The sequence below is a fragment of the Affinundibacterium baiyunense genome (assembly GCF_018139645.1).
Classification (GTDB): Bacteria; Pseudomonadota; Gammaproteobacteria; order Burkholderiales; family Burkholderiaceae_D; genus Undibacterium; species Undibacterium baiyunense.
On the sequence record NZ_JAGSPM010000002.1, the window covers coordinates 224,240 to 237,045 of the forward strand.

The window sequence follows — 12,806 nt, forward strand, 5'->3', positions numbered from 1 at the left end:
AGTGAATCAATCATCCCTTGACTGCACCTGCAGCTATGCCGCGCACAAACCATCGTCCTGACACAAAGTACAGCGTCAATGGCACTAATGAAGTCAAAATTGTCGCCGCCATGTTCACGTTGTATAGCCGTGTACCGGTCGTCGTGTTAATCACATTGTTGAGTTGCACCGTCATCGGCAAGTGATCGCGCCCGGCAAAGACCAAACCCAGAATGTAATCGTTCCACACGCCCGTCAATTGCATAATCGCCGCCACCACAATGATCGGGGTTGACATCGGCAACACCAACTGCACGAAAATACGAGCAAAACCTCCACCATCGATACGTGCCGCCTGAAACAATTCATGTGGAATGGTGCTGTAATAATTGCGGAACAGAAGCGTCATTACCGGCATACTAAACACCGTGTGAACCAAGACGATACCGGGTAAGGAACTATATAAGTCAATGCTCGCTAAGATTCTGACCAACGGAAAAATCATTACCTGTACAGGAATGAATGCCCCCACCATTAAAATACCGAACAAGACGTTTGCACCACGCGGTCTCCAAAATGACAATGCATAGCCATTAAGGGCCCCTAACAAGATCGGAATAATCGTACTAGGGATAGCAATTGACAATGAATTCATAAAGCCACTACGAATGCCTTCACAGGCTATACCTGTGCAGGCACTGGTCCACGCAGCAATCCAGGGCTCGATGGTAAATTGAGTCGGTAAGGCAAAAATATTTCCCATCCGAATTTCATCCATGCTTTTCACGGAGGTGACGAGCATAATGTAAAGCGGCAACAAGAAGAACACAGCGGCGCTAAACAAAAAAGCGTAGATCCCTAAGCGGGCTGGCGTCCAGCTGCGTGTTGCGCGTTTTGCGTACTTAGGCTTATGTTGTACAGCCTTGGTGACAGTCATGCGAGCTTCCTCCGACTGCGGGCGTACACATAAGGAGCAAGAATCACAATCACCGGCACTAGCAACATCACCGCGCCAGCAGAGGCAAGTGCAATATTTGCGCGACCAAACAAATGATCCATAATAAATTTGGCAGGAACCTCGCTGGCTGTTCCCGGACCACCTTGCGTCATCGCAACTACCGAATCAAATAGTTTTACCGCGGTTGTTGATAGCAACAGAAAAACCGTCGCCATCGCTGGCGCTAGCATAGGAATAATAATGGACACATAGACACGCCAGACAGGAATACCATCAAGGCGAGCGGCTTTCCAAATTTCTTCATCGATTCCGCGCAGTGCCGCCAACAGCAAAGCCATTACTAGACCCGCAGTCTGCCAAACGGTCGCAATCACAATCGTGTAAATGACTTTGTCTTGATCAATAATCCAATCAAAAGTAAAGTCGGGGAACCCCATTTGTTTTACCGCGTATTCGATCCCAATTCCTGGTGTCAGCATCCATTGCCAAATCAGACCCGTTGCCACAAATGACATCGCGTAGGGATATAGAAAGACTGTACGCAATGCTCCCTCGGCCATCACTTTCTGGTCAATAAAAACAGCTAACAAAAAGCCCAGGATCATACTAATCAAAATGAATAACACGGTATAAACAGCAATGTTTTCAATTGATAGCAACCATCGATCGTTATCAAACAGTTTCACATACTGCGCAACGCCAACGAAAGTGTCGGTTGGCATAGTACGTGAGTTAGAGAACGACACCCTAATCGACCACAATGTCGCGCCCAAGTAGGCGACCAAGGTCACCAACGCCATCGGCACAATAGCGGCAACAGGAACAACACGGCGGAACAAGTGCTTCAGATGCATGAGAGATCAATCCTTGAGCGCACTAGCGATGCTTTTTTGCACTTTTTCAACGGGAATACGGGTATTCCAGTATGCCGTCAAAATATCTTGTAACGCGCCGTTTTGATCTGGCGTCAAAAATATTTCGCTAATACCAACTTGACGTGACTTGTCTTTCATAATCGCCATGCCAGTTTGAGCACAAATATCCATGGTCGCTGTATCGACATCGTTACGAATTGGGATCGAACCTTTGAGCTTGTTAAATTCCAATTGCGTGGAGGGATTCAATAAGACTTTGGCTAACAACTTTTGCGCTTGCACGGTGCTAGGATTATTGGTTCTTGGAAAAACAAACGCGTCACCTTGAATTAAGTACGGCGAGTTCTGGGTCAGCCCAGCGATACAACCAAAATCTTTACCAGCCACTTGCTTTGCCGCAGCAAATTCGCCCTTGACCCAATCACCCATAATCTGCACTCCCGCCTTACCACTAATCAGCATTGCGGTAGCATCATTCCAATTGCGACCTGGCGAACCTGCATCTATGTAGCTCTGCATACGTTTGAATGCGAGTAGAACTTTTTTAAACGCTTCTGAATTGATTGCCTTTTGATCTCGATCACGAATCACACTTAGATAAAGGTCCTTGCCACCAATATTAGCTAACATCGCTTGAAAGACGATCGTTTCCTGCCACGCTTGCCCGCCGTGTGCGAGAGGAATGATACCAACGGCTTTGAGTTTATCCATAGCCGCAAACATCTCATCCATGCTGGCAGGTTCTTTGGCTATTCCAGCCTTCTTAAACGCTGCCTTGGAATACCAAAACCAAGTTTGCATATGAATGTTCACGGGTACGGCATAGTAATGTCCATTTATGCGAATAACGTTAAGGACAGGTTCCGGCAGAATTTTTTCCCAAGCTTCACTCTTCGCAACATCATCGACGTTGTTGAGCATACCCTGCTCAACCAAGTCGAGAAATTGCTTCGTTGTATTAAATTGTGCTGCCGTCGGCGGATTGCTTCCGACGATACGATTAATAGCCACTGCGCGAGCCTGATCGGCGCCAGCGATTGCGGTGTCTACCCAAATGCCGCCAGCTTTGCGATAGTTTTCTGCGATTAGTTTGGCCGCTGCAGATTCACTATTCGAAGTCCACCAATGAATGATTTCTGCTTTTTCTACGGGGATTGGCTTGGCCGCTCGCACCATGCTGTTTTGAGCAACAACATGCCCTGCCACCAAGGCGGATGCTGATGCGATTGAAGCGATACTCAATGACAGCAGCGTCTTTTTAAAATTCAACATCCAGTCTCCTTACGATGCAGATACTTTGTCTGCATGATGTTTCTCTTTTTTTGAATCTATCGCAAATAATCGAAGATATCTTTCCTCGTATTGCTTGCGTCGTTCTTTGTCTTTTATTTTTCAGATATTTTTCAGTTTTTACGTTTCCGCACACTTTTTACAAGCCCACTTTGGAAACGTTACCACGCTAAAAGACTATAGCATTCTTCAAATTTTACTGTCAAACAATTCGATTTAAGTCTTCATGTCTATATTTTCAGCAGATTGCGCTCTCATCGTTTGACGTGTTTTACCTAAGAATATTGGCTTTTCAGTTGACACTTGAAAATGAATAATGCCATACTTTACACCAAATTGGAAACGATTCCACATTGTCGAAAGAAGAATACAACAGTGCGGAATTTGCTTCTTATTACTGATCAATCAACACTTACTGAGCACAACGCCATCGGAGATTCTGACATGAGGACAAACATTGAACTCACTTGGAACAACAGCAAAGTACGCTTGTCTGCGTGTTTGCTCAGTCTAAGTACCGCCTTAGTTGCACTCAACGCATGCGGTGGTGGCGCTTCCGCAAGCACCTCATCAAATAATGCCGCTGGTTCAGCCACGCCAGCGACGACGCCGAGTCAAAGCACGCCTGCCTTACCTGCCGCCGGTATTCCAACAAACTGGAAATTAGTTTGGGCGGACGAATTCGATCTAGCGGGCTTACCAAATTCCTCAAAATGGATGTTTGATACTGAACGGAATAAAGCAGGTTGGTATAACAATGAGCGTCAATACTATTCCAAAGACCGATTAGAGAACGCACAAGTCGACAATGGCTTACTAACGATTACTGCCCGCAAAGAACAATTGAATAATGCAAGCGATTATGGCGGGCAGGCCTACACCTCTGCGCGCCTGCTTACACGCGGCAAGGCTAGCTGGACTTACGGCTATTTCGAAATCCGCGCCAAACTCCCTTGCGGTCTAGGTACTTGGCCAGCAATCTGGACACTCGGCACCAAAGGCGTCTGGCCCGATGATGGTGAAATCGATATTATGGAACACGTTGGCAAGAACAAAGGAAAAATTCTTGGGAGTGCTTATACCGCTTTCTACAACTGGCCCAGTGGAACAGGCAACACCAAAGAAACTGTGGTCAACGACGCATGTGATGCCTTTCATACCTATCAACTATTTTGGGATCAAGATCAAATTGCGATTGGAGTCGACAATAAATACTACTTCCAGTTTCTCAATCCCAAGAACGGTGACTACAAGAAATGGCCTTTCGATCAGCCGCAGTATTTAATACTAAATCTGGCAATCGGTGGTGATCTAGGTGGAGCAGTAGATGACAGCATCTTCCCTAGTAAGTTTGAAATTGATTATGTGCGGGTGTATCAAAAATAGGCGATGAATATGAACTCCGTTTCAATCAAGTCTAGCGAATACGTTATCGATCATCCCGCTCACCTATTTAATCCAGCGGCGAAGATACAGCGAATTCCGCTGTTTGATGGTCACCATTGTGTCGTAATTGATGATTTCTTAAACAATCCAAAAGCCTTGTTAGAACATGCTTGCCAGCAGCGGAACGCTTTTCGCTATGACCAAGACAACTTTTTCCCAGGTTTGGAAGTTAATTTAGGCCGACAATTTGCCATCGCATTAGGACAATACTTCATGCTGCATTTGCGTCCGCACTTTCAAGCGAGGCGTGAGCTTGGTGTCGCCTGTCGAATGTCGATGACGACTTTGCAGCCCGCACAATTGCTTCCCTTGCAGAGGCTTTGTCATCGTGATGCTGAGAGTTTTCCGCCTGGTGTTGGCATCGCTGCCGCGGTTGTTTACTTGTTTGATCGTCCCGCATTAGGCGGTACCAGTTTTTATCGCCCACGACGTCATGATGATGAGATTCGACAATTACTTCATCACTTGCAGCACGCAAGTAACGACGTTTGCGACCAAGTACTGGAGACAAAACCCGCCTATCTACATGCCAGCAACGCTTATTTCGAACTCATGCACACGATTGAAGCAAAATGGAATCGCGCGATATTCTATGAAGGAACCATCTTTCACGCGGCGCAAATCACACAAGCTGAATTATTGAACGATGATCCACGTAGTGCGCGCTTAGCACTAAACGGTTTTATCAAAATAAAGAAAAATGCTTGATGTAAAAGTTTAGCACTTACTTGTTTTGCGCTTTTTTCCTAGGTTGCCACGTTCGACGACTTTGCCGATGTAATCTGGCGCAAAAGGAACCTTACAGGATGTACCACCCATATCGACGCTGATTTGTCCCATCTCTTGCCCTGCCACAATCGCTGCTTCTGTCAAATCGGGGACGTAGGAACCCAATGCAATGACAAACCCATTCATGCAATAACGCACACGATTCGGTGCTTGATGAATCTGTGTTTGTACGCGCCTAAGTAATTTGCTAAATACCTTCAAATCCACTTTTGCATGATCGATCACCGAAAGATAACTACTCAAAGTAGACCAACCAGCCGCTGCGATTTCTGCGTTACTTGAATCAATCCACGCCAGCGCCAAAGGCATGGCGAACGAACTCTCAGCCGTCACCCAGGCCACACTGTATTCACGTATGCCATGCGAGTTCGCCACTTCTACCCAATGCTGTAATTGCACTTCTGTCATTTTGCTGCCGTCGGCCAGCAAACCCGCCATGTACTGCGCATCATAAATACCCGTGTCAAACAAGGCGTAAGCAAATGCTAGATCGCCTTTGTATGGCTTCATCAGCTTCTTCATTTCTTCGATCTTGACACCAAAAATGGGCTCTTGCGCGCCGTGTTTTAGCATCGTGTTGCGATAAGAATCGAGCCCCAAGGATTTGAGCTGTGCGACCACCTGTTCAACTGCATCACTTGTGTTCATTTTTCTACCTTTCGAAGCCGTTTGATTCAAGATTTGCGCCTAGCTTATCAGAAGCCGGTCTGGCAACAAGCTAGTACACCTCAATTTCAACAAGGGCTATACTCTACTCGCGTTGTTTTCGACCAACGCGCCAATTCAACAAAAGATTCAAGAGGATATCTGTGAGTGTGAATGCCAAAGCCAATCAACGACCAATCGTTAACCTCGCGCTACAAGGTGGCGGTTCACACGGTGCATTTACTTGGGGCGTATTAGATAGCTTATTAGACGACGGACAGATTCAATTTGAAGGCATCAGCGGCACCAGCGCTGGTGCGATGAATGCGGTCGCGATGGCGCATGGCTTTGCGCTTGCTGATAAGAAATCCGATCTAGCAAAGCGCGAAGCAGCACGGCAGTCACTCAAAGATTTTTGGGATGGCGTGATTCAGATGGGCGCTATATCAAATAGTCTGGTGCAAGCGCAACGCGTACCGTTCGATATGATATTCGGCGGCATGGCAGCGCTGGTCGGCGCACCCTCGCCTGCACAACTCATCTCTGAATCGATTGGCAGTATGTGGAGCAACGCGGTCTCGCCGTATCAAAGCAATCCCTTAGACATCAATCCCTTAAAGGCATTTCTACAAAACCACATCGATTTTGAGCGTGTAGCAAACTGCAAATTGATGAAAGTGTTTGTGGTAGCCACCAAGGTCAGCAATGGCAAAGCCGAGATTTTTAGCGGCAAACGTTTGACTGCCGACGCACTGATGGCGTCGGCCTGTCTGCCCACGGTATTTCAAGCGGTCGAGATTGAAGGTGAACATTATTGGGATGGCGGCTACTCCGGCAATCCTGCCATCCATCCTCTCATTTACGAATGCAAAAGCCGCGACGTGGTGCTGGTACAAATCAATCCTATCCAACGAGATAGTTTGCCAAAAACGTCGAGCGATATTTTGGACAGACTCAACGAAATGACCTTCAACGCCGCCCTCATCGCAGAAATGCGCGCGATTGATTTCGTTAAACGCCTTCTTGCCGATGGCAAGCTAGACCCGACGCGCTACAAAGACGTCCTCATGCATCGCATTGACGGCGGCGAAGAACTCGAAGCCTATTCCGCTGCCAGTAAATCTCAAACGGATACGCATTTAATTTACCAATTACGTGATCTTGGAAAAACCTGCGCGCAGCAATGGTTGCAATCCCAAAGACAGCATCTAGGCGTGTCGTGCAGTGTGAATATTGCGCGTGATTATTTGGATGATTTGCGGATGCCGGTTGGTGGGGAGAGTCGTTAACGCAACGGTGAGCGGATGGCGGCCCACAAATTTATAAAACACTGAGCCACATCTCGGCCAGTCCGATCGATTGTCATGTTAGCCGCCATTCTTTACGCCCTCACACTTAAAAGTAGATTGATTCCAACGGCCGCCATTGTCAAAGCAGCGGTCTTGCTCAATGAATCGGCGGGCGGGTTGATAGAGAGGTAGCGCGATGAGTCCGCAGCAAAGCAAAACTCGAAGGCGTACTGCCCAAGTGCCGGTGCGGTTGTTTGCAAAGTGAGCGTGTACGCGCTCGACTACCTCAACCGCCAACTCATCTATCGGGCCGACCCAGTAGCGACTGTTATCTCCAAACGGCTCTTCAATGGCGAATCGAGTACTAGCGATCTCGAATTCACAGAACCGATCTTCGCGAAGGTTGGTGCTAACGATGCGGGCGCCTGGAACCGACGCGGAAACACGGCGAGCAAGCCTTCGCAATAGTACAGAACTTATCTCAAAGCCAATAAGCCTTCCTTGGGTGTCATATAAAGGATACGTGCGCATCGTCCGTGGCAGCTAACGTAAAGGTGACCGGCACGTTGCGGCAAGGTGTCACGAGGTGCAGGATGTTCAACGGCGCGGCGCCGTGCCGCAGCGTGTCCGAGTCGACTGACAAGTTAGCCCTCATATGCCGAGATCATCGCCTGCAGTCTGTCCCTCTCCTCCGGCTCGAGCGCCGAGGTTTGATCCACGACCACCCCATTCACGAGGTAGTACTCCGTATCTGTCTTGATATGGCCTCGCTTGAGAATCCGCCGGTACAAGGCGGAGTAGCGGCGCCGGACCTCAGATAGCGTGAGCAACCCCGCGCCCCGGAGCGCTTGATCGAGCAGTTCTACGCTCTCCGGCGCGAGGTCACTCAGTTCTTCGGCGACATCATTCACGGCTTGGCGGGTGCCGACCAATGCCTTGGATCGGCCGTGCTCCCGAGCAATGCGTTCAGCTTCCGCTCTCAGCGTCGGCAAGTTGCAGATCGAGACAGGAAGCGTCGGCCTCTTGAGGTTCTCGAAGTAGAAATCTAAGAACGCCAGGAGCTCTTCGAACTCCTTCTCGCGTTCAGGTGACATTGGGCGTGCCATGAGGGCTAACGTGATTTAATTTGACAAGTTGCAAAGATAACCGACCACCTAATCTTTGGCAAATTGTTTCTATCCTCTTGAAGCCCGCATCAGGCTTAGCTTAATTTGCTTATGTTCTGTAAAGAATTGGTTTAAACAAACCGACAAAAAGTGCAGATGATTTTTGAGAAGGTTGCGTACGCGAAAAATACATTTCAGCAGGCAGCTCCGCTCTCCATCAAACCAACCGAACCGCCATCTGACTCGCATACAATGCCAATTCTTGTATCGATCTCAAAATAAGGGAAAGGAAAGTTCCCTCCCCCATTGTTAGATTCTGGCTGCCACAAAAATGAAGCAATTGCGACAAAAGCTTAGGGGTCACACTACGTGAAAATTGGCGAATTAGTAGCCGTGCGGTTTCGCAATTCGGCCAACATATCTCGTTCACTCAAGTTCGCAGCCCAGCTTGGACGAAGTTGAAAATGTGGCTGATCAACAATTGATGTCCAGTTTCCCCCCCACTCCAAGCCTAAATCCATTCCGAGTACACCGACAGCCTTGTACTTAGGTGATTCTGGCAGATAGCTGTTGCCAGAAAAAACGCCAACGTCAAACGCAATCCCAAAATTGTGGTTTGAATAGCCGCCGCGCGCTTTTGTGACCTTGTTTCCTAGGGAAGTTCGGCCTTGAGCATAAAGAGCATCTTGTTCAGCGTAGGTTCGAAGCCCGCTAATTATTTTTATTGTGATTCCATTTGCCGCTGCTTTTTGAACCAATGCGCGCGCTAGGGGTTGAACTTCGGGGAGTAAGGTGGCGATGTTCCGTTCGCTCCGATCATCGGCTTTGGAGATGGCAAAGCTAGGATCTATCCCGTTAATCGATGGCTTAACAATCGCTGCATAAATCGCACCCCAAGTCTCGGTTCCCGCCTTACCATCGACTTCGATTTTCAGTTTCTTTTGAACTGCTTCAATCATCTCAGTAATTTGCATTCTTCTCTCCTTGAAATAAGTATTAGTTGAATGTGAAACCACAACGACTATAGCCTTAGACGCTTTTTTTTACCCACGGTACCAATAAGCTTAGTAGAGCGTAGCTCGTTGTCTTGAGGGTAATTCACGGTCGTATTTTTCCCCATCGATTTGTTCATTTGTAAGGGCAGCCAACATCGTGCCAGCGCTTTGGACACGAGCCTTAGCGTTTGGTGCAATAGGTTGCCACAATTTTGAACGTTGAATTGCCCTCGCGCACTGAAAGAAGACAGCATCGACTTCGACGACGAGCACACACTTGGGTAAATTGCCTTCCATTGAAAAGCGTTGTAGTAGATCAGGGTCTGTAGTAATTCTAGCGCGACCGTTAACGCGCAATGTTTCGCCTACGCCGGGAATGAGGAACAGCAAAACGACCCGTGGATCAGTGAGTATGTTTCGCAAGCTATCGACGCGGTTGTTGCCTCTACGTTCGGGAATTAGCAACGTGTGTTCATCTTGAACGATCACGAAACCGGGAGGATCACCACGGGGTGAAGTATCTAGCCCATCAGGATCACTCGTTGCCAACACGGCGAACGGAGATGCTTCAATGAGTGCCCGATCGTGCGGATGCAAGAACGAAACCTCTTTTTCAACGAGGCCTCACCAACCTCGCCGAAAAGCGTGGCCAATTGTTCCGCTGTGTTCACGATGTATTGCTCTGCGATGTGAGTCATGGGATGAATTGAAAGAGTCTAAAAGCATTTAATAGGTTGCAAAGATAAGCGACGATCAAAAATTTGGCAATTTGTTATAACCGCTGAAAACCCTTGCCAGGCTTGATTGAAATTACTTAGACCCAACAATAATTTGATTTATACAGCTCAACAAAAAGCGCTGTAATTCAACGTCATTGATACCGTAACTGCTAACAAATAATTTTTGTGTACCTAAAAACGTCTACATACTGTTACTCAATTTCGCTGTACATCACATCTGTACGTAAAACATACTTGGTGCCATTGAGCACATTATTTGCTCGATGACTTAGCCTGTGAGGAAAGACTAAGGCCATGCCAGCTTTCGGTTGTATTTTTTCCCAAGGAAATTCGGTCTGACCTTGTTCAAAATCGTCACTAAGATAAATGAGAAACGTGAGCATGCTTTCTTCCGTATCGCTACGAATGAAAGTGCCGTCTTTATGCCATTTGAAATAATGTTCTTCACGATAGCGATAGAAACGAAAGCGTTCGTTAAAGCCAGTCAGTCACCAGCCGTGCAAGGAAGCCGGCAAACATGCTCTGGCACGTTGAAATAACATGTTAGCCAATTCGACGTCATCAAAGATCACACGATCGTTATGACGAATTTCTTTGTTTATTTCTGGACCTGCAATCGCGTTGATTGTCGCCAGGTCATAGATCTTGTCTTCACTAATGTTGATGTAGCGCTCGCACTCTTGTTTTGACAAGAAATTGTCGATTGTAAAAACACCAGCACCTAAGTTTTCGATTTTCATGGTACTTCTCCTAAACGTGTTAATTCAATGAAAATTGACAGCTTGGCATATTAACTTGTGATAATTAAATTCACAATTTATTTCATACTCGAAAATATTTTCGACTGCCCTACGGAAAACTTGACCAAGCGATGCTTGTAAATCCAAAGACAGCATTTTGGCGTCTGACATAGAAAAAGTATCACTGCGATTATTTGGATGATTTGCAGATTGCAGTTAAAGAGCCTGGTAGTTGAATACTTTTACCGATGCTCTTGGCAGTAACGCTTCAAGCCAAACAGTCGTGCCTTAATGATTTTTGAAAAATACAGCGTCGCAAAATAATTGGTAATCCAAGGCAAAGCCCACTTTTTAGCTTTGATCACGTACACAAATTTTGCGTTGGTGCTCCCTCGTGAATTGGCTTTAAAAATCCAACTTCCTGAAAAATTCTGAATAAAGAATGGGCGAGATACCATCTTGATGGCAGCAATACTGGGGGGAGAAACTGGAATAAATTCCACCACCATTTTTAGACCATTCCTTGCCAATACCAAAACTTGCACACCTTTTTCTATAGCGCTTGCACCGTGTAATAGCGCGATCCTTTCAGGAAAAGGATCCCAATCGTAGCGTACAGAATAGTCTTGTGAAACTTGATAAACGAACTCGACTGGCGCTTCTATTTCAATTTCAAATTCAACTTTTGCCATATTCTAAGCTTGCCTGATTCAACGAGTTCAAAGATACCAACAGCTGAGCGCAATGGTAAAGAAAGTGCACAATTTTTTCGGTGTTCCATGGATCAAAAAATGAAGCGAGAGTCTCTTCAGTTCTGACGTAAATTCACAGTCAGGTTAAGACCTCGAAATAGAAAGTGTAATGCATTCAGAATACGCTCAACCTCTTCATTAAAAGTATCGAAACGAACTAGAAAACGTGAAATATGAAACAGATCTTTTACTGATGGATCAATCTCACCTTCGTAAGAGGAAATCCACTTTGTCGCCGGTGAAATTGAAAAAAGTAAGTAGTTCTTTGTATAGACTATATCAGCGCTTTCAATGAACGTATGAAGAGTATTACTCTGATACCCATAAAGTGGCTGGGTCAATTTTACGAAAATCCAAGCATTACCAGCTTCTCGTTCTATAGTTACTCCTCCTAACTTTAAGAAAGATGACAGATTTGAGCCTTTCGCAATGTTGATGTATTCTGGCTGGACTTGTCGATTAATTTGCGTAACATCCATCCTTCGACAAAATGATCTAAAGTCATAATCAAGATGGTGAAAATCCTTGGCAAGATGAACGAACCGACGAACTAAATAACTCGGTGGTACTGTAGGGTCATCAAGCAGAGTAAAGAACAACTCAATCGCGTGAGCCATGATTTGTCTAGGCGTAGCACATTCTGATAGCCTAATAATATAAGGCGTGGCGAACGCTGATCGTAGGATTCCACCTCTTTCAATTGTTAGTCGCCCGTCTAATGCGTCTAATGCTGCTTCATAATCTTCTCGATTCATGGGTGCAATGTCCTCAAAAGGCGGTCTTACGAAACGTCAAAAGGCGCGTGCGCCGATTAGTAACTCGAGAAAAGCAATCTTTTTCGAATCGCATATTAAATCTCACCTTGCCGCTTCCAACCCCACCCATAGTTGATTAAGACCAACATGCTGACCACAATAAACCACCACTACAACTGAAGCGGTGAGTGCAAAAAAACAGACCATCTTGGTGCCCCATCCGAAGGCTAGCCAACGTCTACACAGCTCGTCAAAAGTTAGTCCAGAAATCAACTGGATTAGATAGTAGGGAATAAAGTACAAGGGGATGGACTGCACTCCTTGAGCTCGCCGAATACGGGATCCATTTTCAACAGTCCAAGCTAACGGCCCTTTCAGGGCAATGAATACGGCAACAGTCACTAGCAGAAGAATTACAGCGAATAGGCGGGGTGAGAAGCGATGGTT

General features: G+C 46.5%; 13 protein-coding genes and 1 pseudogene. 3 read left to right on the forward strand and 11 right to left on the reverse strand.

Annotated elements, in window-relative coordinates; genetic code table 11:
- Window positions 1–10: 10 nt before the first annotated feature.
- The 3 genes from KDM92_RS04165 to KDM92_RS04175 are packed head-to-tail and all read right to left on the reverse strand — an operon-like array spanning window position 11 to window position 3,084.
- Window positions 11–916: a carbohydrate ABC transporter permease gene (locus KDM92_RS04165; RefSeq protein WP_212683137.1), complete on the reverse strand. Its 906-nt coding sequence runs from the start codon at window positions 914–916 to the stop codon at window positions 11–13.
- Window positions 913–1,791 (reverse strand): carbohydrate ABC transporter permease, encoded by an 879-nt coding sequence (locus KDM92_RS04170; protein WP_212683138.1) that lies wholly within the window; start codon window positions 1,789–1,791, stop codon window positions 913–915. The genes KDM92_RS04165 and KDM92_RS04170 overlap by 4 nt, the downstream gene beginning before the upstream one ends.
- A 6-nt stretch (window positions 1,792–1,797) precedes the next feature.
- The gene (locus tag KDM92_RS04175) at window positions 1,798–3,084 is read right to left on the reverse strand and encodes an ABC transporter substrate-binding protein (protein ID WP_212683139.1); all 1,287 of its coding nucleotides are present in this window, start codon (window positions 3,082–3,084) and stop codon (window positions 1,798–1,800) included.
- Window positions 3,085–3,546: 462 nt separating this feature from the next.
- Here KDM92_RS04175 and KDM92_RS04180 point away from each other — a divergent pair, with 462 nt between their 5' ends.
- A complete protein-coding gene (locus KDM92_RS04180) occupies window positions 3,547–4,488 on the forward strand; it encodes a glycoside hydrolase family 16 protein (RefSeq protein ID WP_212683140.1) in 942 nt (313 codons plus the stop codon).
- Between the two features lie 9 nt (window positions 4,489–4,497).
- Window positions 4,498–5,256, forward strand: coding sequence for a DUF6445 family protein (locus KDM92_RS04185; protein WP_212683141.1), 759 nt, complete (start codon window positions 4,498–4,500; stop codon window positions 5,254–5,256).
- Window positions 5,257–5,265: 9 nt separating this feature from the next.
- On the opposite strand, the gene KDM92_RS04190 is transcribed toward KDM92_RS04185, so the two are convergent.
- Complete coding sequence (locus KDM92_RS04190; protein WP_212683142.1) at window positions 5,266–5,985, reverse strand: DNA alkylation repair protein; 720 nt, start codon at window positions 5,983–5,985, stop codon at window positions 5,266–5,268.
- A 155-nt stretch (window positions 5,986–6,140) separates the two neighbouring features.
- On the opposite strand from KDM92_RS04190, the gene KDM92_RS04195 reads away from it, so the two are divergent.
- Window positions 6,141–7,271 (forward strand): patatin-like phospholipase family protein, encoded by a 1,131-nt coding sequence (locus tag KDM92_RS04195; protein ID WP_438947458.1) that lies wholly within the window; start codon window positions 6,141–6,143, stop codon window positions 7,269–7,271.
- 644 nt (window positions 7,272–7,915) lie between these two features.
- On the opposite strand, the gene KDM92_RS04200 is transcribed toward KDM92_RS04195, so the two are convergent.
- The 7 genes and pseudogenes from KDM92_RS04200 to KDM92_RS04230 all read right to left on the reverse strand — a co-directional run bounded on the left by KDM92_RS04200 (window position 7,916) and on the right by KDM92_RS04230 (window position 12,359).
- Window positions 7,916–8,365 (reverse strand): hypothetical protein, encoded by a 450-nt coding sequence (locus KDM92_RS04200; RefSeq protein WP_212683143.1) that lies wholly within the window; start codon window positions 8,363–8,365, stop codon window positions 7,916–7,918.
- Window positions 8,366–8,742: 377 nt separating this feature from the next.
- Complete coding sequence (locus KDM92_RS04205) at window positions 8,743–9,351, reverse strand: M15 family metallopeptidase (protein ID WP_212683144.1); 609 nt, start codon at window positions 9,349–9,351, stop codon at window positions 8,743–8,745.
- A 90-nt stretch (window positions 9,352–9,441) separates the two neighbouring features.
- A pseudogene (locus KDM92_RS04210) lies at window positions 9,442–10,070 on the reverse strand (pyridoxamine 5'-phosphate oxidase family protein).
- Window positions 10,071–10,303: 233 nt separating this feature from the next.
- Window positions 10,304–10,600: a 2OG-Fe(II) oxygenase gene (locus tag KDM92_RS04215; protein ID WP_212683413.1), complete on the reverse strand. Its 297-nt coding sequence runs from the start codon at window positions 10,598–10,600 to the stop codon at window positions 10,304–10,306.
- Window positions 10,601–10,852, reverse strand: a complete 252-nt coding sequence (locus KDM92_RS04220; RefSeq protein WP_212683145.1) for a hypothetical protein — start codon at window positions 10,850–10,852, stop codon at window positions 10,601–10,603.
- Window positions 10,853–11,094: 242 nt separating this feature from the next.
- Window positions 11,095–11,544 carry an SRPBCC family protein gene (locus KDM92_RS04225; protein ID WP_212683146.1) on the reverse strand — a complete coding sequence of 150 codons (450 nt, stop codon included), beginning with the start codon at window positions 11,542–11,544 and terminating at the stop codon, window positions 11,095–11,097.
- 116 nt (window positions 11,545–11,660) lie between these two features.
- On the reverse strand, window positions 11,661–12,359 hold the full coding sequence (locus KDM92_RS04230; protein ID WP_212683147.1) for a hypothetical protein: 699 nt from the start codon (window positions 12,357–12,359) through the stop codon (window positions 11,661–11,663).
- Window positions 12,360–12,806: the final 447 nt, after the last annotated feature.

Excerpts from the sequence above, each read along its gene's own strand:
- KDM92_RS04180 (WP_212683140.1), top strand. The coding sequence starts at position 3,547 with ATGAGGACAAACATTGAACTCACTTGGAACAACAGCAAAGTACGCTTG.
- KDM92_RS04165 (WP_212683137.1), bottom strand. The coding sequence starts at position 916 with ATGACTGTCACCAAGGCTGTACAACATAAGCCTAAGTACGCAAAACGC.
- KDM92_RS04225 (WP_212683146.1), bottom strand. The coding sequence starts at position 11,544 with ATGGCAAAAGTTGAATTTGAAATTGAAATAGAAGCGCCAGTCGAGTTC.
- KDM92_RS04205 (WP_212683144.1), bottom strand. The coding sequence starts at position 9,351 with ATGCAAATTACTGAGATGATTGAAGCAGTTCAAAAGAAACTGAAAATC.
- KDM92_RS04230 (WP_212683147.1), bottom strand. The coding sequence starts at position 12,359 with ATGAATCGAGAAGATTATGAAGCAGCATTAGACGCATTAGACGGGCGA.
- KDM92_RS04220 (WP_212683145.1), bottom strand. The coding sequence starts at position 10,852 with ATGAAAATCGAAAACTTAGGTGCTGGTGTTTTTACAATCGACAATTTC.
- KDM92_RS04185 (WP_212683141.1), top strand. The coding sequence starts at position 4,498 with ATGAACTCCGTTTCAATCAAGTCTAGCGAATACGTTATCGATCATCCC.
- KDM92_RS04190 (WP_212683142.1), bottom strand. The coding sequence starts at position 5,985 with ATGAACACAAGTGATGCAGTTGAACAGGTGGTCGCACAGCTCAAATCC.
- KDM92_RS04200 (WP_212683143.1), bottom strand. The coding sequence starts at position 8,365 with ATGTCACCTGAACGCGAGAAGGAGTTCGAAGAGCTCCTGGCGTTCTTA.
- KDM92_RS04170 (WP_212683138.1), bottom strand. The coding sequence starts at position 1,791 with ATGCATCTGAAGCACTTGTTCCGCCGTGTTGTTCCTGTTGCCGCTATT.
- KDM92_RS04175 (WP_212683139.1), bottom strand. The coding sequence starts at position 3,084 with ATGTTGAATTTTAAAAAGACGCTGCTGTCATTGAGTATCGCTTCAATC.